We start from the raw sequence: 23,908 nt of genomic DNA, 5'->3' as shown, positions 1-23,908 counted from the left end.
TGCTATCAAGAGTCTGCTCACTATTCATCTAATTATAGGTATGTACCCCTAAAGCGTGAAGCTACTTCTGCAATAGGCGCGAAATTAAGCATCAACTGCTCTTCTGCTTTTCCCACGGTTCTTCTTTTGATCCTCGCCATAGCCATAGCCGTAACCATAGCCATACCCATTCCCATAGCTATTTTCTTTTTTTGCATCATTCAGCACTATCATCGGATGGCGAAGCTTTTTATGCTTGTATACATCATCAACAATTTCGAGCTGAGATTTAAAGGTATAGCCATAGCGGACGATGTAAATGCTGGAGTCTATGTAAGGCGCCAGGGTAAAAGCATCCGTCACCTGGCCCACAGGGGCTGTATCGATGATAACGTAGTCGAACCTTTCTTTTAATGCTTCCAGCAGCTGCCCTACTTTCGGGCTCATCATCAGTTCGGCCGGGTTGGGCGGAACAGGGCCTGAACTGCTGATGTACAGTCCCGGCAAAGCCTGTAGGGGTTGCACAATATCATCTACAGCCACCCTGTCGGAAACCAGGTAGTTCGTGATGCCCGGTCCATCGGGTAAGCCCAATTCCTGCAGCAGCCTGGGTTTCCGGAGATCAAAGCCCAGCACTACTACTTTTTTACCAGTTAAAACCAGGCTGGCCCCCAGGTTGATGCTAAAAAAGGTTTTGCCTTCTCCGCTCATGCTGGAGGTAACCAGCACCACTTTGTTTGCCTTGCCCACGGTGGCATACTGTAGGTTGGTACGCACCAGCCGGAACATTTCAACGATGGGGCTTCTGTTACCCGGTGTTACCACCAGCGATTCCCCGGACTTGTTGTGCGCGAGTTCGCCGAGCACAGGCGTTGCAGTTGCCTGTTCTACATCTTTTTTCTCCTGCACTTTGTCGTTCAGCAGATCTCTTACATATATGCAGGCAAACGGAATAGCCAGGCCGGCCAGCAGAGCCAATAGTAGAACGATTATCTTTTTGGGCTCTACAGGTTTGTCTCCCACCATGGCCGGGTCTAACACACGGGAGTTGGAGACAGCCGCCGCCAGCGATACGGCAGCTTCTTCGCGCTTTTGCAGGAGGTAAAGGTACAGCCCCTGCTTAATGCCCTGCTGCCGCTGAATCTCCAGGAGTTCGCGCTCTACGGAAGGCACCTGCTGGATCCGGGTATCGAACGTTGCCATCCGGGCCTTTAAATTGTTCTGCGTAATCACCAGGCCTCTTTTTATATTCTGCAGGTTTTCGAGGATATTTACCCGCAGGTTAGCCAGCTGGTCGTCCACGTTCTGCACCAGCAGGCTGGTAGGCTGTATGGTTTGCAGCATGCGCTCACGCTCCAACTGCAGCTCGTTAAATTTGGTGATCAGGCCCAGCAGGGTAGGGTCCTGGATGCTCAGGGAGCTCGGCACGAGTTGGTACTGCTGCCCTTTTACGCGCAGGTACTTTTCGATGGAGTTCAGCACATCGAGCTGTATTTCGAGCTCTGCCAGCTGCTTGTTGTATTCGCTTGCGCTTTCTACATAAAGCTGCGCTTCCGAGCTCACATCGGTCAGCTCGTTCTCCTGCTTGTATTCCTCTACATCTTTCTCTACCTCCGATAGTTCTTCTGTCAGGAATTTCAGCCGCTCATCAATAAACTGTATGGTGTTGGAGGCCATCAGGTTCTTGTCTTCTATGGCTTCCTTGTTATAGACCTCTACCAGTTTATTAACAATGTCTTTCCCTTTTTCCCGCACAGGCTCTTTCAGGCTTATCCAGAGCACACTGGCATCTTTGCTTACAGGTTCAATTTTAAGCGGCTCCTCATTATAATAGCCGGCCAGCTTCTGGATATCAATAAATTTAACGATGATGTCCTGCTGGCTTTCCGGGGAGCCTGCACCGGCGGCGGCTACTACCGTAAAGGCGCCATAGGGCTTTTGTATCTCCTGCCCGAACCGGTGCGAAGAGGTGATGGTTTCGCCTGCGGCATTCTCCTCTTCCAGCACAAAGCTGTTGTTGTCTTTTATGTGCAGGATAATTTCTTTGTCATAGGCCGTAGAATCCAGCCTGCCCACAATTACTTTCAGGGGCAGGTCGCGCCCGTAAAGCTCCACATCGTGCACCCTGCCCGGTTTGTAATAGCTGGTGTTTAAGGAGAGTTCTGCCAGCACACGCTGCATCAGGCTTACGGCATTCAGCACCTCAATCTCGTTGTCCACATTCTTCGTGGATTTAAAGATATCCAGGTCGCTCAGAGCAGAGCCGCCTAACAAATCGGCGCCCTTCTCATCGTCACGTATCAGTATTTTACTCTTTATGATATACTGCGGCGTGGTATAGCGCAGGTACAAAAATGCGAGGCCCAGCGCCAGCGCCACGCTGATGGCAAATAAGTACCAGTAGCGCAGGTATTTGAGCAGCATTGCTTTCAAGTCAATCTGCTCATCCTCTTCCTCTGGCTGGAACTGAATAAATCCTTTCTCTGTCATGCCCGCTGGTTTTAAAATATTCTGGTTGCTAGTACTATCAGCAAAGAGGTTACTGAAGCGATAATAGAAATGGTACGGGTGTTGGTGCTGGCCTGCACCTGCTTCATGCGGTCGGGCTCTACATACACCACATCGTTCTGCTGCAGGTAAAAGTAGGGCGAGTTCAGGATGTCTTTGTCATTCAGGTTCAGGCGCGTCATTTTCCGTGAGCCTGCTTCTTCGCGCAGCACCAGCACGTTTTCTCTTTTCCCGTAGGCTGTCATGTCGCCGGCCATACCCAGCGCCTCTATGATGTTTATCCGCTCGGAGGGCACTGTAAAGGTAGCCGGCCTGTTAACTTCTCCTACTACCGTTACTTTGTAGTTGAGGTAGCGGATGTTTACAATGGGCTCTTTCAGATGTTTCCGTAGCAGGGTGGTAAACTTTTCGGTTGCCTCATCTTTGGTGAGCCCCGCCACTTCTACTTTTCCTAAAAGCGGAAAGTTTACAAAGCCGTCCTTGTTTACCAGGTAGCCTTCGCGGGCCAGGGTGCCTGCTGCGTTTCTGGTCATGCTGTAGTCGTTGATGCTCCCGGCGGGGATGAACTCTCCTGTGTTAAAGATGGCATTTGCCTCCCGGCTCAAGCTGCTTACCGTAATGCTGAGCAGGTCGTAGGCCTGTATGGTTGGTTCTGTATCGTTCAATACCTTCTCCTCGTAAGTGCCCTGTTCCTGCATGTTGCTGAAATAAGCCAGGTTCCGGGGAGAGCAGGAGGCAAGGGAGAGAAGTGCAAGCAGGTAAAAAAAGTTCAATTTCATTTTTTAATATTTTTTCTCCTTGGAGAATTTTATGGTATTCAAACGCAACCTTTTCAGGTTAAAGTAAGTAGGCAATCGTTTTTACAAATTAGTAGAAAAACTTTGTTTAAAAGAAGAATTAATTTTAAAATATTTAAAAAAATATATAATTACATCGTTGCTCTGGCCACCTTACCTAAATGCCTGCCCGCCTGACAGGTACAAACACAGGAGCAGCGCTTTGCCTGCCTGCTGTTGTGCTGCGGCCTTTACCTTCTTAATCAGATACAATCCGGCCTACCTCTGCTTAGACAGCGCTATCAGGCAGGTAAAGTAAAGCGGCCCTGCCTCCGGCGCTTACCTGCCGGTGGAAACGAAATCGTATGTATGGCTGGTGCGGGCCTGCAGCCTGTACCAGTTGTTTGCCTGCTCCTGTCGTTTCCTGCACCGCGCGCATGCTTTACTACCATTTGAGGCGGGTATCTCAGCCGCTTACCCTTGCATTTGCCGCCTGCTTCCTGTAGATGTAAAGGAGGTGCGGGCTGCAAGCTCGCACCAGCGTTATACTAAATAACTCAGGTTGCGATTTACAGAAACGGGTTACTATCTGATGCTGAAAACCCATCCCAACCTCTCCCAAATCGAGGGCCCCTCCCCCCAAGAGGGGAATTTCTGCAAGAGTAACTAATATTCCCCTCCCCGGAGGGGTTAAGGGTGGGTTATATTTCAACACCGCTGGTAAATCGCAACTTCGGTTAAGTAGCTGTATTCAGGTTGCTGCTTCTTTCTCCCTGGCGCATCAGCTTCAGACAGGGAGCTGTAGGAGACAGTTACGCCTGCAGATAATTTATCCCTGGCATTTGAGAGACTTTTCACGGACCTGCATTGCACCGGAATCTGCTGTTAAACCGGCTGCGAATTAAACCGGGGATGTATAAAAGCTACCCGGAAGCCGTACTCCAGCCTCTTCTGATTACTGCCTGCACGTTAATAAGCATTGTCATTTTTCTTTAAGGCCTGCCAGACGGTCAGAAAGATGATTTTCATGTCAAGCAGTATAGACCAGTTTTCCAGGTACCAAAGATCTGCCTTCACCCTGTTGAGCATGGCAATCGTTTCTTTTGTTTCGCCTCTGAACCCGTTTACCTGGGCCCAGCCGGTTATACCCGGTGTTAGGAAATGCCGCACCATGTAGTTGTCGATCAGTTTTGAATAGTCATGCGTATGCTTTAACATATGCGGCCGCGGCCCTACAACCGACATGTTCCCTAAAAAAACATTGATAAACTGGGGCAGTTCATCGATGCTGGTTTTTCTCATAAACCTTCCCATCCTGGTTACCCGGGCATCGCTTTTGCTCGCCTGCATGCTGTCAGAATCGCTGTTTACGGTCATACTCCTGAACTTCAAACAATAGAAAGACTTGTTGTTCTTCCCGGAACGAAGCTGTTTAAAAAAAACAGGGCCTTTGGAATCCAGTTTTATTGCCAGGGCAATAAGGGGTACAAACCAGCTTAAAACCAGGACTATCGTTACAGCGGAAAAGACAATGTCGAAGGCTCTTTTAATGATCTCATTCGCCTTGTTCTCCAGGGGTTCCTGCCGGGTTTTAAGCACCGGTACGTAGCCGAACAGCTCCACCATGAATTTATGGTGCATGGCGCCCTTTACATCAGGTACCACCCTGAAGCGCACCATGTGTTTGTCTGCCTCCTGCAGCAGCCACTCTATTTTTTCACTTTCGGTGTAGGGCAGTGCACAGTATATCTCACTTATTTTATTGGCGCTCGCATAATCCGCACATTCAGCTACCTTTCCCAGGTAGTTCATATACGAAGGCACCCTGGAAGCATCATCATCAAAAATGCCTGCAACACTATAATTTAACTGGGGGTTATGCAGGATGTAGTTGTAAAACTCTACCCCCACAGCACCGGCACCTGCAATGGCAATGCTGTCGGATTTGAGCCAGTGCATGCGTTTGTGCTTTCTCAGTAACAGAAACAAGAACCGCCATAACAGCAGAAGCGCAGGAAAGAGCGCAAAATAATAAACAAAAGGCGCCGGTGGTACATAAAGCTGTGGCAGCACAAATTTTATGACGCCTGATATAAGCACAAAAAGACACAAAGCCATAATGTTGGCTGCCAGGGTAGGAACTGCGTCCCGCTTCAGGTTATTATTATAAATGCCGAAGAGATTGGAACAGTAAGACCAGCAGAAGTTCAGGAGCAGGATTGTCAGTTTATAATCATATACATCCAACCACACCAAATCAATACCGTCCAGGAGAAAGCAAGCGTAAAGGGTACCATTTAGCAGGGTAAAATCGACTACAACATGTATCCATTTAAATAAAGTAGCGTATTTGTTTGTCATATAAGAAATTAGGGAATGGGAGAATTGTCAGCGGTTCAATTGTCGGCGTCTTTACATGGTATTATAATAATCCGGATTTATTCCTCATGGTTAATCATGTAAATGGCGGCCCTGGGGTTCTTTTGGTATATGGCTATATAGTATGCCTTGTATATTTTCAGGGGGATACGTAACAGATGTAAATGAAGTTTAAAATTAGTTATAAAGCATGATAAATTTTTCTTTTTTCGTCAATACGATAGTCAAAAGGGTAAACAATTAATTTCCGGGGATAAAAGTGGTATCTCCGAATAGTTTTATGTATTAAAAGTTATATGCCAGTGAAAAAATTAAAATGTGTTTCGGTGCGGCAAGTAATATAATTAAATCGACTATTCTTAGGAAATTAATGCTGCATCATCCAAGGCCGGCTGCTTTCAGGTGCCATCTCCCTGCAGCGTAAGCCTGTACCGGAAAAATCCCGGACAGGGCTCATCCCACACGAGGCCTGCCGCCCACTTCATCGCCCCCACAGGCAGGGCTTGTTTGCAAAGACAACGATGCCCTATACATAATTTTCGTGTCCGGCCGCCCCGCGCAACTATAAAAAACTTTACCGCGGCCCTGCCAGACAGGTAACTATAATAGCTGGCGCATTTGCCATGTATAAGAGAGAACCCCACCCTTAACAGTGTCAGATTAAGTGAAAATAGTTTCGGCAGCATGTAAAATCATCCCTGCTGCGTCTCAGCAAGTTGTTAGGAAGAACACAGCAACAACGGCAGAGCTAAAGCTTAAGGTATTGGAGTAGGAGTAGGGGCCCTCAATTTGAAGCGTTCCCGATTTGCATCGGAATGTTCTACTTGATTCTTTTAAATTTCCCTCCTTTTTTCAGGGAGGGGTGCCGCAGGCGGGGTGGTTCATCCTTTTTTGGGCTCCTGCCTCCATCAGGAAGAAAAGTAAGGCCCGGTCGGGAAGGCGAAAGGCTAGTTTACTGCTAGCAGTTAAAGGTCTCAGAAAAACATGCAGAAATCCTTACAAGTAAGTTGACTGTGTATGGGTATTCAACAGAAAGAAGTTCCTGTTCTGAAAAGCCCCGTTCCGGTTTGGGTATCCGCCTGTTGCAGGTCCTTAAACCGGCAATAAAAAAGCCACTTCTTATTAGAAGTGGCTTTTTTAGCTATTGGTAAGCTTATTTATTTAGTCTCTGTCAGGGTTGCGGTAGCGGTCGCTGCGACGGCTCTCATGCCGGTCGTCATACTGCGATGGACCCTGGCTACCCTGGTTACGGGAGTTTTCGCGTGAGTTGGAGCCGCGGTTATCGCTGTAGTAAGAGGTGCCGCTGTCCATCGATCCATACCGGCTTTGATCGCCGCCACGTCCGCCTTGCTCGTAACCGCCCTGGCGGTAGTTACCTGAACCTGAACCATAGCCGTAGCCACCGCTCATGCCGCGACTGGCATTGCTGTCGCCGTAGCCGCCCTGGCTGCGGCCGGAATTTAAGCCGCCGTAACCGCCCTGGCCATAGTCGCTGCCTTGTGAACCGTACCTGGCAGAACGGTATTCATCGTTGTAAGAGCCGCCTCTGGAGCCATAACCACCCTGGCTGCCGTAGCCGCCCTGCATGGAGCTTTGCGAATCCCAGCCTCTTGCCGAGCCCTGGTTGCCGCGGTCGTACTCGCCCATCCCCCTGGAGGAACCATACCCCATGGAGCCGTAGCGATCCTGGTCGCCATAGTTGTTCCTGGAAGAACCTGCGCCGTATCCACCCTGGCCGCTCATGCCGCCACTATAGTTGCCATAGTTGCCCTGTGATGATCCGTAACCGCCTTGTGAGGAACCATAACCGCTCTGGCCGTAGCCGCCATTAAACGAATCGCTGCCTCCTCCATACCTGGAGCTCTGATCGGCGCCGTATCCACCCTGGCCGCTCATGCCGCCACTATAGTTGCCATAGTTGCCGCCATCGCCATAACCGCCGCCTGTGTTGCGGGAGTTGCCCTGCGAAGAACCACCCTGCATGCCAAAGCCGCCCTGGGCACCGCCATACACGTTGCCGCCCTGCATATCACCTTCGCGGTTCTGCCAGCCGCCCTGCATGCCGCCGCGCGAAGCGCCATAGTCCTGGTTCTGGCCTCTGGTGCGGTTGCCTTCCATGCCTCCCTGGTTGCCATAGTTGTAGCCACCCTGCGAAGCGCCATAGTTGTCCTGGCCGGAACCATAGTTTGACTGTGATCCGTAAGAGCCCTGACCGGAGGAGGAACCGTATCCCTGTCCCTGGTTGCTGTAGCTGCCCTGGTTACCCTGGCTGCTATAACTTCCCTGGCCACTCTGGCTTCCCTGTGAGGAACCGTAATCGCCCTGGTACCCATAGCCACTCTGGCCGCCATAGTTGCCGTTTTGTGAGCCATAGCCATAACCGCCCTGACTGCCGTAGCCACTTTGGTTGCCTTGGCTGCCATAGTTCTGGTTATAATCCTGGTTGCCCTGGCCTGAATCCTGGCCGCTTCGCTGCGAGCTGCTGCTCATAGAGCCATAGTTGCCATAGTCATTGTTCTGGTCATTGCCGGAGCTGTTGCTTTGGGAAGAGCTGCTGCCCTTGGAAGAATTATTGGCGGAAGAGCCGGATGATTTGCCCGATTTAGAGCTGGCCGACTTATCGGATGCGTTTTTAGAAGAGGAGGCCTTTGCCTTGGTGGATGAGGTTTTGGTGCCTGCATCGGAGCTGGCGGATTTATCGGAGCTGCTTTTGCTGCTGCTACCTGCGCCGCCGGATGAAGCCGAAGCGCCGGAGCCGGAACTCAGTGTGTTACTGTTGCTATTGCTGCCAAAGCTGCTACCGCTTGCGGATGCGCCCGGATTATTAGATGATGCGTTTCCTGATTGATTCGAATCCTGTCCTGACTGGCTGGAATTCTGGTTTGAATTTTGATTTTTTTCTTCGTCTTTCATAGTTCTGATCTCCTTAGGTTATTGTAGTTTAAAATTAAGTTTGTTGCACATGCCCCGCTTTTTTGTTGAGCCACAGGGGCGGCAGATGCGGCTTTTTATGCTTGTTGCTGTTGTATCTGTCAACCTGGTGATAGTGTTCTTTTTTAGTGTAACAGAACGTTTTAACTATACGAACCACACGTATACATAGTTATCGCGCTGTTCCTGTGTTTGGTGCAGCAGGGGAGGGAGACGGGCTGCTGCAGAGAACTGAAAACCGCCTGTTAAGCGGTAACGAGGAGGCGCCTGCAGCTGTTAGCGTAGCATCTTCTGAAATGATACCGGTGTGAATAATGGAAGAAAAGGCCTTGATTATTCTGCAGGGCATACTGCATATTTAAAATTAATGTGTACCTTTAGTGCATTATTTAAAATTTCATTATAATGACAACAGGTAAAGTAAAATTCTTCAACGTATCTAAAGGTTTCGGTTTCATTGTCGCTGATGATACGAACCAGGACATCTTCGTGCACCAGACTGGTCTGATTCACGAGATTCGCGAAAATGACCACGTTTCTTTCGAAGTAAAGGACGGCAAAAAAGGATTGAATGCAATTAACGTAGAGCGTATCTAAGTTAACCGGATATATTGCCGCTAAGGCGACATTCATCTATTTTGACCCGCTCAGTTAGCTGAGCGGGTTTTTTATGTTATTGTGGCTTGCCGTGCAGTTTCTCTGCATCCCGCTCTTCGCCTTTTTCCAGCCCTTCGGCAATCATCTCCCGGGCCTCCTGCTTGTCCGCCCGATCTGCTACCGGATGTTCCTGCTTGTCTTCTTTCTGCGGCTCAAAGTTCAGCGTAATCGTTATCGGGAAGTGATCGGAGCCAAACTTCGGGAGCCGGCGCAGGTGCACCAGCCGGAAGGCCGGGCTATAAAAAACATGGTCGAGCGGGTAGCGGAATAAGGGAACAAAAGCATTGTAGGTATTATAAAAGCCGCGGCCCACGCGCGGATCAATCATGGTACTGATCTCTTTGAAAAGCTTTGTGGTTTTGGACCAGGCCACATCGTTCAGGTCGCCGGCCACCACACAGGGAAGAGGGTTTTCTTTTGCCTGCTTTGCCACCAGCAGCAGCTCGGCCCCACGGGTTTCGGTGTTTTTCATAAACTGCGGCGGTTGCGGATGCACGGTGTACATGCCGAACCTGTTACCCGACGGCAGCACGACAGTCGCATAAAAGGAGGGAATACCATCTTCCACTAAAAACCTGATCTCTGTTTCCTCCAGCTTAAACTTACTCCACAGCAGCATGCCGTACGTATTATTCAGCGGCTTTTTGATGGCGTACGGATAGCGCCTGCTCAGCTCCTGCCGCACGTTTTTGTACCATTCTTCGCCGGGCTCATTCATCACCAGCATATCGGGGTCCTGTTGTAGCGCCAGATCCAGAAACGCCTGGTACTTTGTATTGGCCATCCGCACGTTCGCAATCATCAGAGTGAATGCATCCTGCGGTACTTTTTGCTCCGTACGCAGCGCCGTTACTTTTACAAGCGGTGTAAAATGCACAATAAACCTGACCTCGTTCAGGATGGCGAGCGCCCACAGCACCACCATGGCTGTTTCGGCTGCGCCATGGATTCCGAACATAACAACAAAGGCGATGAGGATGGCTGTAAGCAGGACCGCGACCTGCAGACGTGGAAAATCAAGCACACGTATCCACCACTTCGGAGATTTGATAAGCGGCAGAAATGAAAAGAGAGTAAGTATAAATCCTAAAACGACAAGGAAACTTTTCATGTATAGGCGGTTGCTTTAAAGTAAGTTTTTAGTCCTGTTACTTGCCCCGAAGCTGTTAAGTTGCTGCACGCGCAAAATCACGTAGTTTGTTGCCCCCGCTGCAGTAAAGGGTCTAAGTATAAAAACCGCCTGCATACTAGCCGGAGGCGGTTTTTATACTTAGATCCCTTGGTGAAATTTAATCAGCGCGTGCTACGCGTATGCCTGCAGCCTGCACATAAGGCAGCGGGTCGCGGCGCATGTATTGTGTAAGCCGCAGCGTGTAAGTGCCTGCCTTGTCAAAAGTTACGTCTTTCAGTACCAAGGTTTGCAGATCGTACACATCTGAAGATCCTTTCCCCAGCGGTTTGCCAGTTTTGGGGTCCATCAGCAATAACTCGTGCAGCCCGGCAGATAGTTGCTCTCCGTCCGGGCCTGTGAGCTGGTGGCGCAGGTATAAATTGTAAAAGTCATACTGCAAATCATAGCGCACGTTAAAGTAGATGTTGTAAGCCTGCGAGGTATCCTTTATCTCGAAGGTAAATACCGGCGCATTGTCTATGGCCCACTTCCCATCTGCAAAATCCACATTCTGCTCGTATACCCGTTTCGGATCGCAGCCCGCGAGCAGCAGTAGGGCCACAATAAACAAAAGCAGCTTCTTATGCATCGGTGCGCGGCGGTTTATTCTGATCCGGCTTGCGGCCCCTGAATGGTTTCCGGGGGCGCTTTTTCTGCTGATCCTGTCCTTCCTGCGGCGCACTTGCAGCGGCCTGCGGATTGCCGGCCGGTTTTTCGGTGCCTCTCTCTTTGCGCACATGCGGCGGCCTGGCGTCACGGTTCTCTTTGGCTTCATCGCCTGGCCGGTTGCCCCTGCTCTGGTTCCTGGCAGGCCTTTCCCCGCGTGGGCGCTTTGCCTGATCCGGCCGCGTGTCGGGCCGGCTGACAGGCCTGTTGCCGCCTGGTACATTGTCCTCAGCAGTGGCCGTCTGCGGTGCAACGCCATCTGACGGGCGCCTGTTCTTTTTTTTCTTCTTTTTGGTTTTATACTTGTCGTCGAGGCGCTCCAGGTTACCTTCTACCTGTGCCACAAACTCGTTCTGCTTAGGTTCTTCCGCTGCCTGCGGTACCAGCATTTCCACCACTTTGCCGGCTGCGTTTTCTGCCAGTATCTCCTGCACACGTGCTACCGGCACCGGGTACCAGTTATTGTCGCCCCGGTAACCGAACCACATCATCTTTTTAAAGATGTCGGTTTTCTGAAGTATGGCATCGCCGCGTTGTGTCTGCAGGGGCCGGTTTACGGTTGGTATGTCTTTGAGCGCAGCCATGTATGTCTCCAGCTCATAGTTGAGGCAGCACTTGAGGCGGCCGCACTGACCGGAGAGTTTGCTCGGGTTCAGCGACAGGTTCTGGTAACGGGCCGCCGTGGTAGACACACTCTTGAAATCGGTAAGCCAGGTAGAGCAGCACAGCTCGCGGCCGCAGGAGCCGATGCCGCCGAGCCGGCCCGCTTCGTGGCGCAGGCTTATCTGGCGCATCTCGATGCGGACCTTAAATTCCTCCGCCAGCTTCTTTATCAGGTCCCGGAAATCCACGCGATCGTCGGCAGAGTAATAAAAGGTGGCTTTCGATTTATCAGCCTGATATTCCACATCCGATAACTTCATTCGCAGGCCAAGCTGCTGAATAATTTCACGGCCCCGGTACATGGTGCCGCCTTCCAGATCGCGCACCTCGTTCAGCTTCTCCATGTCGCGCTCAGTGGCGATGCGGTAAATGGTGCGGATTTCCTCGTTGTTGTCTACCTTCTTTTTGAGCATCTGCAGGCGCACCAGCTCGCCTTTCAACGATACGAAACCAATATGATGACCGCTGGGCACGTCTACTACCACGGCATCGCCGGTGGTCAGCTCTATTCTGTTGCTGTTACGGTAGAAATCTTTGCGGCCTCCTTTAAATCTTACTTCTACAATATCGAACTCCTCAAACGATACTGGTAAATCCATATCGCTGAGCCAGTCGAATACATTTAAGCGGTTACAGCCTCCTGTGCTGCAGCCGCCATTGCTTTTGCAGCCACCTACGCCGGTACTGCATCCGCCGCCACTTGAACATGAATTACATCCCACAATTTTATCTCCTTATATAGCTATGCTATTCTTGTTTTCTATTTCGTTAATTAACAAATATAACAAATTTTTAGGCTTTTGCTTTTCCAGGCCCTGAAATGTACAAGTATGGCAGCAAACAAAGTGCTATTCTGGTGCTGTTCCGGCTGCCACAACGATACAGCAGTTCAACGGGAAATCAGCTTATAAACGTGACTCGATAATTATTGCAAGTATAAATAGCCATACCTCAGCTTTATACTTCAGAGAGCAATTTTTATTAGCTGAATCGGAGCAAAGAACTTTCCAGTTTTTCCGTGAGGCGCCTCGAGAGTTTCCGGTGACGAGCTTTAACGAGGCAGCCCGAGGTACGAGGGCAGGAAAGGAAAGCAGCGCCGAATGGGAAAACGAGTCCTCGCGGACTTGGAGCGCACATAAGAAACTATAAAATCAGCTGGGATTTAAACTCAGGATAAACTGAAGCTACCTGGAGAAGCAACTTTGACCGTTTTAATTATCGAGTTCAGCTTATAAGTATAAAAATGCGCATGTCAGAACGTAGTGCACAGGGTTGCTAAAGATAAATTTCGTTGAAGCGCTGTTTTCAGCTCAGGTATGAATAGCGATACCTGCGCTTTATACTTCAGAAAAGCCATCTTTATCAGTTGTATCGAAGCAAAAAAGTATCAGGGCTGTTTTACAAGCGCTTTTTTCAAATTAAAAATGTAGCCGCGTTTACTTGTGTTTAAAACAATGTTCGTAGGATTGCTGAACAGCACGCATGAATTTATATGCCTTTTAGTTTTTGAATCACGAATATTGTGTATCTTAATCTGTTAAATGGCGGAAAGTACTCATTTTAAAGTATAACTATGAAAGCGACACCTATTATTCAGAACTGTTTATTGGGGAGCCTGATGCTGGCTGCCCTCCAGTGGAGCACGCCTGTTATGGGGCAAACGGTTAGCCTGGAAAAGAAGTGGGAAACACCTGCTACCCTGAAGGAGCCAGAGTCGGTGCTGTATGACAAGGCAAATAAAGTGCTTTATGTTTCCAATATCAACGATCCGGCTGCCGGGAAAGACGGGAACGGATCTATCGGCCGCATCTCGCTGACGGGTGATGTGCAGGAGGTGGAATGGGTGGCAGGTGGCATGGATTCGCCGAAGGGCTTAGGCTTGTCCAAAGGGCTGTTGTATGTAGCCGACCTTACCAATGTAGTGGTGGTTGATATAAACACCGGAAAGGTTATCCGCAGTATAGCAGTAAAGGATGCCGGCATGCTGAATGATATTACCGTAGATGCGCAGGGCGTTGTGTATGTGTCCGACTCAGATAAGAAAAGAATCTACAGGTTAAATAACAACCAGGCCGAGGTATGGCTTGAAAATGACAGCTTTCAGAAGCCAAATGGCCTGCTGGCACACCAGGGCAAATTTTACATGGTCGATATGGGCACAGGTATTTTTTATGAGGTGGATAAAAAGACAAAATCCCTGAGAAAGATAGCCGAAGGATTAGCAGGCGGAGACGGCATCGTGCCCTACGGCAATGATTTCATCATTTCTAACTGGAATGGCGAAATAAACCATGTATCAGCAAACGGCGAAGTAAAAAAGCTGCTCGATACCAAAGCGGATAAGGTAAATGCAGCCGATATAGAATATATTCCTGCGCAGCATCTGTTGCTGGTACCTACTTTCTTTGCCAACAAGGTGGTAGCCTACGAGGTAAAATAAGCAGGGTTCCTGCCATGGTACTGCATTTATTTTCAACAAGTATAAAAACAGGGCAGAGCGATTAAGGTCGTAGAAGCCTATTTAGGCAGCTGCAAGTGCAAGGTTTTACCAGCGCCGCACAAAGGCGAACCAAACAGCACAAAAAAGCCGCCGGCAGAATAATATTCTGCCGGCGGCTTTTTTGTGCTGAACAAGATCAGGTTTATGCTTCGTCACCATTTACCTGATAATCTGATTCTTTGAACGTGTTCAGCCTATGGTTTCAGGACGACTTTTACGCAGTTGTCTTCTTTTTTCTTGAAGATCTCATACCCGTGTGCAGCCTGCGAAAGCGGCAGCGTGTGCGTGATGATATCATCTAAGGTTACTTTTCCTTCCTGTACCAGGTTCAGGAGGTGATCGATGTAAATGTGCACCGGCGCCTGCGTGCCCATCAGCGTAACGCCTTTGTCAAACCATCTGTAAAGAGGGAAGTTGTCATAAGGAGAGCCATACACGCCCACCACACTCACCACGCCGCCTCTGCGAACCGCTCTCAGGCAGGTTTCCAGCACTTTCGGCGTTCCTTTTTCCAGGTTCACAACGGCCTTGGCTTTCTCCAGCACGTTGCGGTCTGCTTCCATACCCACCGCATCGATACAGGCATCAGCGCCGCGGCCTTCGGTTACGCTACGGATAAATTCTACCACCTGATCTTCATTTTCCCAGAGGATGGTTTCTGAATTGGCGGATTTTTTGGCCATGTCGAGGCGGTATTGCTGGATGTCCACATTAAATACCCTGCCTGCGCCCATCAGCCAGGCTGATTTGGCAGCCATGATGCCTACCGGGCCGGCTCCGAAAATAACGACCGTTTCGCCGCCTTTTATCCGGGCCCAGTCGGCTGCTGACCAGCCTGTCGGGAAAATGTCGGTCAGGAACAGCACCTGCTCATCTGTAAGATTATCCGGCACAATACGCGGGCCGAAATCAGCGTAAGGTACGCGCACGTATTCTGCTTGTCCGCCATTTTTAGCGCCATACAAATCGGTATAGCCAAATATGCCGCCGCCCTTTTCTGTCATAAAGCCACCATCGGGGCCGTAATTAGGGTTTGAGTTCTCGCATTGCGACGGCCACTGGTGGTTGCAGAAGTAACAGGTACCGCAGGCAATAGGGAACGGAACCACTACCCGATCGCCTGGCTTTAAGTTGCCTACGCCGGGCCCGACTTCTTCCACAATGCCCATAAATTCATGGCCGAGCACCATGTCCTCCATCTGTGGTACAAAGCCATCCAGGATGTGCAAATCTGATCCGCAGATGGCGGTAGAGGTTACGCGGATAATGGCGTCGCGGGGCTCTTCAATCTTCGGATCGTCTACAGTTTCAACGCTTACGTCGTTAATCTTGTGAAAAACAAGTGCTTTCATAGTTTTGATTTATAGTTGCTTGGCCGGTATCACAGCAATCCCGGCTGATAAGTTATCTATAACGGCTTTAGGAATAGTGAGTTGCTATAGTTCGGGTGTAGCGGAGCCCGAATTTAAGGTAACCTTTCTCCGGCAGGTGTATTATACTGTAGTGCAGCGCCGGTTTCTGATTCATTTTAAAGCCTGCTATAACCTATGAACAACCTGACTTTTTCCTTTCTGACAGCCAAACAAATGCCCCAGCTGCACCAGACTTTTGTGCGGGCATTTGCTGATTACCTGATACCCATTCAGCTAAACGAGGAGCAGTTCAGGGCAAAAGTAAAGCGGGAGGGCATCGAACCTACGTTTTGCGTGGGCGCCTTTGCAGAAAATGAAATGGTTGGGTTTATACTTACAGGGCTGGGTGAGTGGCAGGGCAAACCGACTGCCTACAATGCAGGCACCGGCGTTATTCCAGCGTTCAGAGGGCGCGGCCTTACGCAGCAACTGTACCGGTTTTTGTTGCCCAGGCTGCAGGAAAGCGGTGTGGAGCAGTGCCTGCTGGAAGTAATACAGGAGAATGCGCCGGCCCTGAAGAGCTACGAGCGCACCGGCTTCCGCATTACGCGCTCTTTCGATTGCTTCCGTGGTCTGAAAGAAGACTTGCTGCTGGATGTAGCCCGGCCGGAAGGTATAAGCATAAGCCAAGCGGCTCATCCTGACTGGACGGCTTATACTTCGTTTCGGGACGTAAAGCCCTCGTGGCAGAACATGGCCGATGCTTTCAAGCGCAGCCCGGAGCCGAAAATATTGCTGGAAGCACGCGATGCGCAGCAGCAACTGACAGGATATGTCGCTTTCTTCTCAAGAAATGCCTCCATTGTGCAACTGGCGGTTAAGCAGGATAAGCGTAATGCCGGCATTGGTACCGCGCTGCTGCGGGAGGTGGTGCAACGGACGGAGGCTCCGGCGCTGCTGTTGATTAACGTGGACACCGTTGGAGAGAACATTATCTCCTATTTAAAACGCCGCCATTTCAGCCGCATCCTGAAGCAATATGAAATGCTGCTGCCTTTAGTATAAGGAAGCCCGGGAAATAAATGATGCGGGCCGGCAGTTCTCATGCAGGAGCAGGAAATGGTAGTTGATCCGAATCCTTTCACAGAGCAGGTGTGCCTTGTCTTCACTTTACATAAACGCAACTAGCCGGTGTAAAAGTATACGACGTACATCAAACGGCGGAAAGCAGGGGTGTTGTTCGGAAGGGGCGTCCGGGACAACAGAAGGTGCCGGGCAATGTGGAAGCCAGGAAAAACAGCACCACCGCAGACGCCCTGGAAAGCACTACCACGGCAGGCAAGTACAGTAGACTTCAGAGAATTAGCCGGCCCCTCACGTTAAGCTTTCTGCAGCAACTCTATAATGCGGTGAAGAAAATCTTCTTCTAGGCGTAGACTTTTCTGCGTTGAGCTACTTTCGTCTTTCTCCACTCTACTACAAACGCCCGGCGCAAAACCAGCTTATTATTCGGATAAGAGCTCCAAAACCAATCTCTGTACTCAATTAATTCTTCTCGTGTCATGGTTATATCTATAATGTTTATTGATTACATCCATATATACTGATTATGAGATATAATGTTCTAAAAATTATCAGTTATTTTACATGGAATGAGACGTGCCACAGAAAAGGTATAAGATTGCTGGTGATTTTAGCTCCTGTTCAGCCGGGTTCAACGCACAGGTAGCCCTTGAGGCGCTTAATGAACAGCAAACTCGTTAGCAACTGGTACACAAGTATGGAGTGCATCCTAATACTATTGTCCGTATATCTTCCGCATGCACCAAAAGTTCTTTCGATAAAGCCCCTGTTACCGGTTCTGAAAAAGCGATTTGTACTGGTTGCAAACACCGGCAGCACCTTCTCTGTGAGTGTCATCAATTTTCAATGTAATCTCTAAATAAGCTTTTGCCATTGTTACAGGAATTAAATATTTGAATGGCAAAATTTATTCGGAAATGACTTTCAAATTATAAATTACGACTGCAAATTATTATTGCAAGTATTATCAGTATGAGCCCATTTCTATATAGTTTTCAGGAGATTGACAGGACAAAACGCAAGGTTGTCGGGGGTAAAGGCGCAAACCTGGGGGAGCTTACCAAGGTTGAAGGGATACACGTACCGGAAGGCTTTTGTATTTCTACTGAAGTTTTTAAGAGAATTATTGGGGAAACGGCACCGGTTAACGAATTACTCGAACAGCTATCGCTTTTAAAGGTGGAGGACCGGGATAAAATCGGTGAACTTAGCGCTGAGATTCGCAGGACCATCGAAGGGATAGCCATTCCTCAGGACATTCATGAAGAGATCACCCGTCTCTTCTCCAGGCTTGGTGAAAAAAATGCCTATGCAATACGATCCAGCGCGACTGCAGAGGATTTACCGGCAGCCTCTTTTGCAGGCCAGCAGGATACATATCTGAACATTAGCGGAAAGGACGCAATCCTGAAGCATATCAGCAAATGCTGGGCATCGCTTTTTACAGACAGAGCTATAATCTACCGTTTACAAAATGGATTTGACCATAGAAAGGTCTACTTATCTGTTGTCATTCAGAAGATGATTTTTCCGGATGCAGCAGGAATTATGTTTACAGCAGACCCGGTTACCTCCAATAGAAAGATATTGTCCATTGATGCCAGCTTTGGGCTTGGTGAGGCATTGGTTTCCGGAATTGTAAATGCTGATAATTATAAAGTCCGTGAAGGCAGCATTATCGCTAAGAAGATTTCCACCAAAAAGCTTGCTGTTATTGCTTCAGAAAAAGGCGGTACAAAGCAAAAGGAGATTGACCCCGAACAGCAAAATGCTCAAACACTTACGGACACAGAAATTATAGAACTCGAACGCCTCGGAAGAAAAATTGAGGCGTATTTTGGTAAACCTCAGGATATCGAATGGTGTTTGTCTGATGGCACATTTTTCATCGTCCAGAGCCGCCCGATGACGACTGTATTCCCGATTCCTGAAGTGAACGATCAGGAAAATCACGTCTATGTATCCGTTGGTCATCAACAAATGATGACCGATGCCATGAAGCCATTGGGAATATCTGTATGGCAGCTAACGGCTGGCCGGCCTATGTATAAAGCCGGAGGAAGGTTATTTGTTGATGTCGCACAGGATCTGGCCTCACCCGCAAAAAGAAACATCCTCATAAACGTCCTCGGAAAATCCGATCCACTCGTCAAAGACGCCATGACGACCATCATAGAGCGGGGAGATTTTATACGATCGTTGCCAGATGATAATCCCGGTAAAAGCAAGCAAGGCATGCCGCCTTCCGGTTTTCAAATACTGCATGACTATGATCCCCAAATCGTTTATGATTTGATCAGGAGCAGTCAGATATCGATAGCTGAGTTACGACAAAACATCCAAACAAAATCAGGCCCGGATCTCATTGATTTTATTCTGGAAGACATTCAGAAATTAAAGAAGAGTTTATCTGATCCACAAAGTTTCGGCGTGATTATGACTGCTATGAATGCTTCATCCTGGATCAATGAAAAAATGAACGAGTGGTTGGGTGAAAAAAACGCAGCAGATACGCTTTCTCAATCCGTACCAAATAATATCACGTCAGAAATGGGGCTGGCGCTCCTGGATGTTGCCGATGCAATTCGTCCGTATCCGGACCTTATTGAGTATTTACAACGAGCAAAAGATGAAAACTTTTTGGAGGAACTGGTAAAGTGTAAGGGCGGACAGGAAGCCCGAGCCGCTATCTATGATTTTCTCAGCAAATTTGGAATGCGATGTGCCGGAGAAATCGACATTACGAAAACGCGTTGGAGCGAAAAACCAACTATACTTGTGCCCTTGATTCTCAGTAACATCAAAAACTTTGAATCGAATGAAAGTAGCCGGAAGTTTGAACAAGGGCGACAGGAAGCGTTGCACAAAGAACAGGAATTGTTGGCACGATTGAAGCAATTACCGGATGGCGAACAAAAAGCCATAGAGACAAAACGGATGATCGGCCTGGTCCGGAATCTCATTGGTTATCGTGAATATCCAAAATACGTCATTGTCAGTCGCTACTTCATTTACAAGCAGGCTTTACTGAAAGAAGCCGGACGACTTGTACAAGCCAGCGTTATTCATGGAAAAGAAGATAGCTACTACCTCACTCTTGCGGAACTTCACGAAGTCTTACGCACCAATAAACTGGATTACCAGATCATTAGCAAACGAAAAGACGCGTACAAATTATATGAGAAGTTAACCCCGCCACGTGTTATCACATCTGATGGTGAAATCATTGCAGGTGAGTACAAACGGGAAAATCTCCCAGCCGAAGCTATGGTAGGTTTGGCTGTTTCTTCCGGAGTGATAGAGGGACGGGCACGTGTTATATTGAAAATGGAAAATGCTGATATAGAAGATGGAGATATATTGGTCACCTCCTTTACTGACCCTAGCTGGACACCATTGTTTGTATCCATAAAAGGCCTGGTTACCGAAGTTGGCGGACTGATGACTCATGGAGCCGTTATTGCACGAGAGTATGGTTTGCCGGCTGTTGTCGGAGTAGAAAATGCGACCAAACTGATAAAAGATGGGCAGCGAATTCGCGTGCATGGAACAGAAGGGTATGTAGAAATCCTATAAACCGGGATCTTGCCTGTTGTCAATCCCGGTTTAGTAACTATACCTTTAGCTTTATCTATTCTTATACCTGCAGGCGCTTGACAGACTAACTTCCGCCGTGTCAGAAAAGCTATCGGGTACCGTGAACGCACTACTTTCCAGAGTAAAGTCAGAAGGGACGTCTATACTTTTGACGACTTGTGTGATGTATTTGAAAACACTGGGTACTCAGGAAAATTGATTTAAAACATATCTTTGGTTGTGTAAGGCACTTGTTAATATCGTATGATTATTAGCTAAGATAAGCTTATAGGAACACCCGGATTCTTGATAATTTTATTGGGAATTATCAAATAATGAATTATTTACTTGAATGAATTGGTTTACATAAGCTTATTCCCTGGTTTTTACGATTTTAATCGGGAAAACTCCAATTGGTGCAAACCGGGAAAGCACTACCTCTAAAGGTGGATATGTGGAGCAAAAAGATCTTTTATTCAACGCATTTTAATTTCATCTCCTCTTATCATAGTATTTAGTAATTAATAAATATGGTTTTAAAAATGAGAATGTACAAAGTATACTTGCGTGCCATCCTGATTGTTGCTGTTTTGACGCAGGGTGTTAACACCGCTCAGGCACAAAATGGAGACCAGATGCTGGATGGGATTGGTGAAACGGGAATGATTGCACGCTATATATTTAACGGAGATCTCGAAGATTGGTCCCGGAATAATTTGCACGCCAAATTTAAAGGCACCGAAGCCACATTTGTAAATGACACACGGTTTGGAAAGGTTTTGTCGCTTTCCGGGGACAACAATGCTTTTGTTACTATTCCGGGAGAAGCATTGACAGATTTAGAATCGCTCAGTATATCAGGTTGGATATACTTGCGTTCGAAGCAACCTGGCCAACGTTTTTTTGATTTCGGAAAGGATGCCACTAAACATTTCTTTGCGGCTCCTGTCGGCACAAAGGGCCAGGAAGGCTACCAGGCATTGATAACAGCAGAAAAAGGTAGTAAAAACGGGGCGGTTTCTCCGGCTATAGATGCGAACAAGTGGGTTCATCTTGCCATAGTGGTAGATGTTCCTTCAAAATCTTTGATTACCTATGTCGATGGTAAGCCTGTAGGCGAGGCAAAGGATATTCCAAAGGAGTTAACAGAGGTATTCGGTCAGCAACCAGCAGAAAGACTGCTTTATATCGGAAAATCCCTATTACCGGCAGATCCCTATCTTAATGCCCTTATACATGATTTTCGTATTTACCGTGTTCCCCTGAGTGGCAGACAGGTTGCCGGAATCTATAACAATGCCCGGAGAGGCAGAGGCGCCAATGAAGGTGTGGTAAATACAACGCGTAGGCGTGTTGAGGATGATCTCCCTCGATTTTCTCCTACCGAGGCACAGCTTTATAACACCTATCTAGTTCAGGTATCTGATGTGGAGGTTGAAACAGAAGTAGGGAATTTGCCACGATTACCAAGTTACGTACAGGGAACTTACAAGAATGAAATGAAAGGGAAAGGGCCAAAAGTACGTGTGGTCTGGCCCGCTCCTACCGATAATACCGCTGTTCTTAAGCCCGGACGCTATACTGTTACAGGGCGTGTTGCAGGAACAAATTTTCAGCCAAAGGCATTTGTCACGATAAAAGAGTCCGGGAAATCTACTACGCCGGATTTAAAGCTGGCTGCCTTTGATTTGGATAAGGTTACGCTTAATATTAATGCTTATGGACATGAAACCCAATTTATTGAAAATCGGGATAAGTTTATAAACACCTTAGCTAAAACCGATCCGAACTCCTTTCTTTACATGTTCCGCCATGCTTTTGGACAGAAACAACCTGAAGGAGCGAAGCCTTTGGGCGTCTGGGACAGCCAGGATACCAAATTAAGAGGGCATGCCACGGGTCACTACCTCTCGGCAATAGCACAAGCCTATGCCAGTACAGGCTATGACAAGGCACTTCAGGCCAATTTCTCCGAAAAGATGGAGTATATGGTAAATACCCTCTACGACTTATCACAATTATCCGGCAAGCCTAAAGAAGCAGGGGGGGCATATGTGTCCGATCCAACAGCGGTGCCACATGGCCCTGGAAAGTCAACGTATGATTCGGATCTGAGTGATGCGGGCATCCGTAACGATTATTGGAACTGGGGAAAAGGATTCATCAGCGCTTATCCCCCGGATCAGTTTATCATGTTAGAAAACGGAGCCAAATACGGAGGACAAAAGGACCAGGTTTGGGCACCGTATTATACCTTACATAAAATTTTAGCCGGCTTAATAGATGTATATCAGGTGAGCGGCAATAAAAAAGCCCTTGAAATAGCTACAGGCATGAGTGATTGGGTATATGCCCGCTTGAGCCAGTTGCCAACGGAAACGCGTATAAAGATGTGGAATACGTACATTGCCGGTGAGTATGGCGGCATGAATGAGTCTATGGCTCATCTGTACAAGATCACGGGTAACCAGGACTACCTGAAAACAGCACAATTATTCGATAATATCAGAGTGTTCTTTGGCGATACAGCACATACAGATGGGCTGGCTAAAAATGTAGATATTTTCCGTGGATTGCATGCCAATCAACACATACCTCAGGTTGTCGGGAGTATCGAAATGTACCGTGTCTCTAATAAGCCGGAATATTATAAAGTGGCCGATAACTTCTGGTATAAGGCCGTCAACAATTATATGTACAGCATTGGAGGAGTTGCTGGTGCTCGAAATCCCGCCAATGCGGAATGTTTTATTGCCCAACCGGGAACGTTGTATGAAAACGGCTTCTCTGCCGGAGGGCAGAATGAAACCTGTGCTACGTACAATATGCTTAAATTGACCAGTGACCTGTTTCTCTTCGATCAGCGGGCAGAGTTAATGGACTATTACGAGCGTGCGTTGTACAACCATATTCTGGCTTCTGTAGCCGAGAATAGCCCTGCAAACACGTATCATGTACCACTCAGGCCTGGGTCTGTAAAACAATTTAGCAATGCGGATATGACAGGCTTTACGTGCTGCAACGGTACCGCATTGGAAAGCAGTACCAAACTGCAAAATTCAATTTACTTTAAAAGTAAGGATGACCAGGCGCTTTATGTCAATCTATACATACCCTCAACTGTAAAATGGACAGAACGCAATGTGACGGTGGAGCAGACAACAAATTTTCCGAAGGAAGACAATACCCGTCTGACTATTAAGGGTAGTGGGAAATTTGATATCAATGTGCGTGTGCCAGGCTGGGCTACCAAAGGATTCTTTGTGAAGATCAACGGCAAAGAACAAAAGCTTGACGCGAAGCCGGGCAGTTACCTGAAAATAAGCCGCAGATGGAAAGATGGGGATACGATAGAGTTGAAAATGCCCTTCCAGTTTCACCTGGATCCGGTTATGGATCAGCAGAACATAGCCAGTCTGTTTTACGGCCCGATATTGCTGGCAGCCCAGGAGCCCGAAGCAAGAAAAGAATGGCGTAAAGTAACCCTGGATGCTGACGATATAAGCAAGTCGATTAAAGGTGATCCGCAGCAGTTACAATTCACCATTGATGATGTGGTTTTTAAACCGTTTTATGAAACATACGGCCGTCATTCTGTTTACCTGGATGTTACGCTGAAATAAGGCTTGAGGCCAGCAACCCTTAATGAACTCGTCACTTTGCGTAG

Annotated in this window: 14 protein-coding genes; 6 read left to right on the top strand and 8 right to left on the bottom strand. The window is 48.1% G+C overall.

Annotated elements, in window-relative coordinates; genetic code table 11:
- Window positions 1-84: 84 nt before the first annotated feature.
- On the bottom strand, window positions 85-2,469 hold the full coding sequence (locus I2I11_RS08135; RefSeq protein ID WP_196267202.1) for a GumC family protein: 2,385 nt from the start codon (window positions 2,467-2,469) through the stop codon (window positions 85-87).
- Window positions 2,470-2,480: 11 nt separating this feature from the next.
- Window positions 2,481-3,266 carry a polysaccharide biosynthesis/export family protein gene (locus I2I11_RS08130; RefSeq protein ID WP_196267201.1) on the bottom strand — a complete coding sequence of 262 codons (786 nt, stop codon included), beginning with the start codon at window positions 3,264-3,266 and terminating at the stop codon, window positions 2,481-2,483.
- 346 nt (window positions 3,267-3,612) lie between these two features.
- Here I2I11_RS08130 and I2I11_RS08125 point away from each other — a divergent pair, with 346 nt between their 5' ends.
- The gene (locus tag I2I11_RS08125; RefSeq protein ID WP_196267200.1) at window positions 3,613-3,819 is read left to right on the top strand and encodes a hypothetical protein; all 207 of its coding nucleotides are present in this window, start codon (window positions 3,613-3,615) and stop codon (window positions 3,817-3,819) included.
- A 413-nt stretch (window positions 3,820-4,232) separates the two neighbouring features.
- Here the strand turns inward: I2I11_RS08125 and I2I11_RS08120 are convergent, their stop codons facing one another.
- A complete protein-coding gene (locus I2I11_RS08120) occupies window positions 4,233-5,624 on the bottom strand; it encodes an undecaprenyl-phosphate glucose phosphotransferase (protein WP_196267199.1) in 1,392 nt (463 codons plus the stop codon).
- Between the two features lie 1,179 nt (window positions 5,625-6,803).
- The gene (locus I2I11_RS08115) at window positions 6,804-8,555 is read right to left on the bottom strand and encodes a hypothetical protein (protein ID WP_196267198.1); all 1,752 of its coding nucleotides are present in this window, start codon (window positions 8,553-8,555) and stop codon (window positions 6,804-6,806) included.
- A 423-nt stretch (window positions 8,556-8,978) separates the two neighbouring features.
- Here I2I11_RS08115 and I2I11_RS08110 point away from each other — a divergent pair, with 423 nt between their 5' ends.
- Window positions 8,979-9,170: a cold-shock protein gene (locus I2I11_RS08110; RefSeq protein ID WP_196267197.1), complete on the top strand. Its 192-nt coding sequence runs from the start codon at window positions 8,979-8,981 to the stop codon at window positions 9,168-9,170.
- Between the two features lie 76 nt (window positions 9,171-9,246).
- Here the strand turns inward: I2I11_RS08110 and I2I11_RS08105 are convergent, their stop codons facing one another.
- From I2I11_RS08105 to I2I11_RS08095, 3 genes are all read right to left on the bottom strand, one after another.
- Window positions 9,247-10,341, bottom strand: a complete 1,095-nt coding sequence (locus I2I11_RS08105; protein WP_196267196.1) for an endonuclease/exonuclease/phosphatase family protein — start codon at window positions 10,339-10,341, stop codon at window positions 9,247-9,249.
- A 178-nt stretch (window positions 10,342-10,519) separates the two neighbouring features.
- Window positions 10,520-10,990 (bottom strand): gliding motility lipoprotein GldH, encoded by a 471-nt coding sequence (locus I2I11_RS08100; protein WP_196267195.1) that lies wholly within the window; start codon window positions 10,988-10,990, stop codon window positions 10,520-10,522.
- Entirely contained in the window at window positions 10,983-12,329 is a 1,347-nt protein-coding gene (locus I2I11_RS08095; RefSeq protein ID WP_196267194.1) for a PSP1 domain-containing protein, read from the bottom strand. Before I2I11_RS08095 ends, I2I11_RS08100 begins: the two co-directional genes overlap by 8 nt.
- Before the next feature lie 974 nt (window positions 12,330-13,303).
- Here I2I11_RS08095 and I2I11_RS08090 point away from each other — a divergent pair.
- Window positions 13,304-14,170 carry an SMP-30/gluconolactonase/LRE family protein gene (locus I2I11_RS08090; RefSeq protein WP_196267193.1) on the top strand — a complete coding sequence of 289 codons (867 nt, stop codon included), beginning with the start codon at window positions 13,304-13,306 and terminating at the stop codon, window positions 14,168-14,170.
- A gap of 254 nt (window positions 14,171-14,424) precedes the next feature.
- Here I2I11_RS08090 and I2I11_RS08085 read toward each other — a convergent pair whose 3' ends face one another.
- Window positions 14,425-15,582, bottom strand: a complete 1,158-nt coding sequence (locus tag I2I11_RS08085; protein ID WP_196267192.1) for a zinc-dependent alcohol dehydrogenase — start codon at window positions 15,580-15,582, stop codon at window positions 14,425-14,427.
- A 195-nt stretch (window positions 15,583-15,777) separates the two neighbouring features.
- Between I2I11_RS08085 and I2I11_RS08080 the strand changes: the two genes are divergently transcribed.
- The 3 genes from I2I11_RS08080 to I2I11_RS08070 all read left to right on the top strand — a co-directional run bounded on the left by I2I11_RS08080 (window position 15,778) and on the right by I2I11_RS08070 (window position 23,864).
- Complete coding sequence (locus tag I2I11_RS08080) at window positions 15,778-16,647, top strand: GNAT family N-acetyltransferase (RefSeq protein ID WP_196267191.1); 870 nt, start codon at window positions 15,778-15,780, stop codon at window positions 16,645-16,647.
- 990 nt (window positions 16,648-17,637) lie between these two features.
- The gene (ppsA, locus tag I2I11_RS08075) at window positions 17,638-20,241 is read left to right on the top strand and encodes a phosphoenolpyruvate synthase (protein WP_196267190.1); all 2,604 of its coding nucleotides are present in this window, start codon (window positions 17,638-17,640) and stop codon (window positions 20,239-20,241) included.
- 530 nt (window positions 20,242-20,771) lie between these two features.
- On the top strand, window positions 20,772-23,864 hold the full coding sequence (locus I2I11_RS08070; protein WP_230679977.1) for a beta-L-arabinofuranosidase domain-containing protein: 3,093 nt from the start codon (window positions 20,772-20,774) through the stop codon (window positions 23,862-23,864).
- Window positions 23,865-23,908 lie beyond the last annotated feature (44 nt).

This window comes from Pontibacter rufus (genome assembly GCF_015694705.1).
In the GTDB taxonomy this organism is placed as follows: domain Bacteria; phylum Bacteroidota; class Bacteroidia; order Cytophagales; family Hymenobacteraceae; genus Pontibacter; species Pontibacter rufus.
Note: the sequence above shows the minus strand (reverse complement) of the source record. Positions and strands in the feature narration are given on the sequence as shown.

Excerpts from the sequence above, each read along its gene's own strand:
- I2I11_RS08085 (WP_196267192.1), bottom strand. The coding sequence starts at position 15,582 with ATGAAAGCACTTGTTTTTCACAAGATTAACGACGTAAGCGTTGAAACT.
- I2I11_RS08115 (WP_196267198.1), bottom strand. The coding sequence starts at position 8,555 with ATGAAAGACGAAGAAAAAAATCAAAATTCAAACCAGAATTCCAGCCAG.
- I2I11_RS08070 (WP_230679977.1), top strand. The coding sequence starts at position 20,772 with ATGGTTTTAAAAATGAGAATGTACAAAGTATACTTGCGTGCCATCCTG.
- I2I11_RS08110 (WP_196267197.1), top strand. The coding sequence starts at position 8,979 with ATGACAACAGGTAAAGTAAAATTCTTCAACGTATCTAAAGGTTTCGGT.
- I2I11_RS08095 (WP_196267194.1), bottom strand. The coding sequence starts at position 12,329 with ATGGATTTACCAGTATCGTTTGAGGAGTTCGATATTGTAGAAGTAAGA.
- I2I11_RS08135 (WP_196267202.1), bottom strand. The coding sequence starts at position 2,469 with ATGACAGAGAAAGGATTTATTCAGTTCCAGCCAGAGGAAGAGGATGAG.
- I2I11_RS08090 (WP_196267193.1), top strand. The coding sequence starts at position 13,304 with ATGAAAGCGACACCTATTATTCAGAACTGTTTATTGGGGAGCCTGATG.
- I2I11_RS08105 (WP_196267196.1), bottom strand. The coding sequence starts at position 10,341 with ATGAAAAGTTTCCTTGTCGTTTTAGGATTTATACTTACTCTCTTTTCA.
- I2I11_RS08120 (WP_196267199.1), bottom strand. The coding sequence starts at position 5,624 with ATGACAAACAAATACGCTACTTTATTTAAATGGATACATGTTGTAGTC.
- ppsA (WP_196267190.1), top strand. The coding sequence starts at position 17,638 with ATGAGCCCATTTCTATATAGTTTTCAGGAGATTGACAGGACAAAACGC.
- I2I11_RS08080 (WP_196267191.1), top strand. The coding sequence starts at position 15,778 with ATGAACAACCTGACTTTTTCCTTTCTGACAGCCAAACAAATGCCCCAG.
- I2I11_RS08130 (WP_196267201.1), bottom strand. The coding sequence starts at position 3,266 with ATGAAATTGAACTTTTTTTACCTGCTTGCACTTCTCTCCCTTGCCTCC.
- I2I11_RS08100 (WP_196267195.1), bottom strand. The coding sequence starts at position 10,990 with ATGCATAAGAAGCTGCTTTTGTTTATTGTGGCCCTACTGCTGCTCGCG.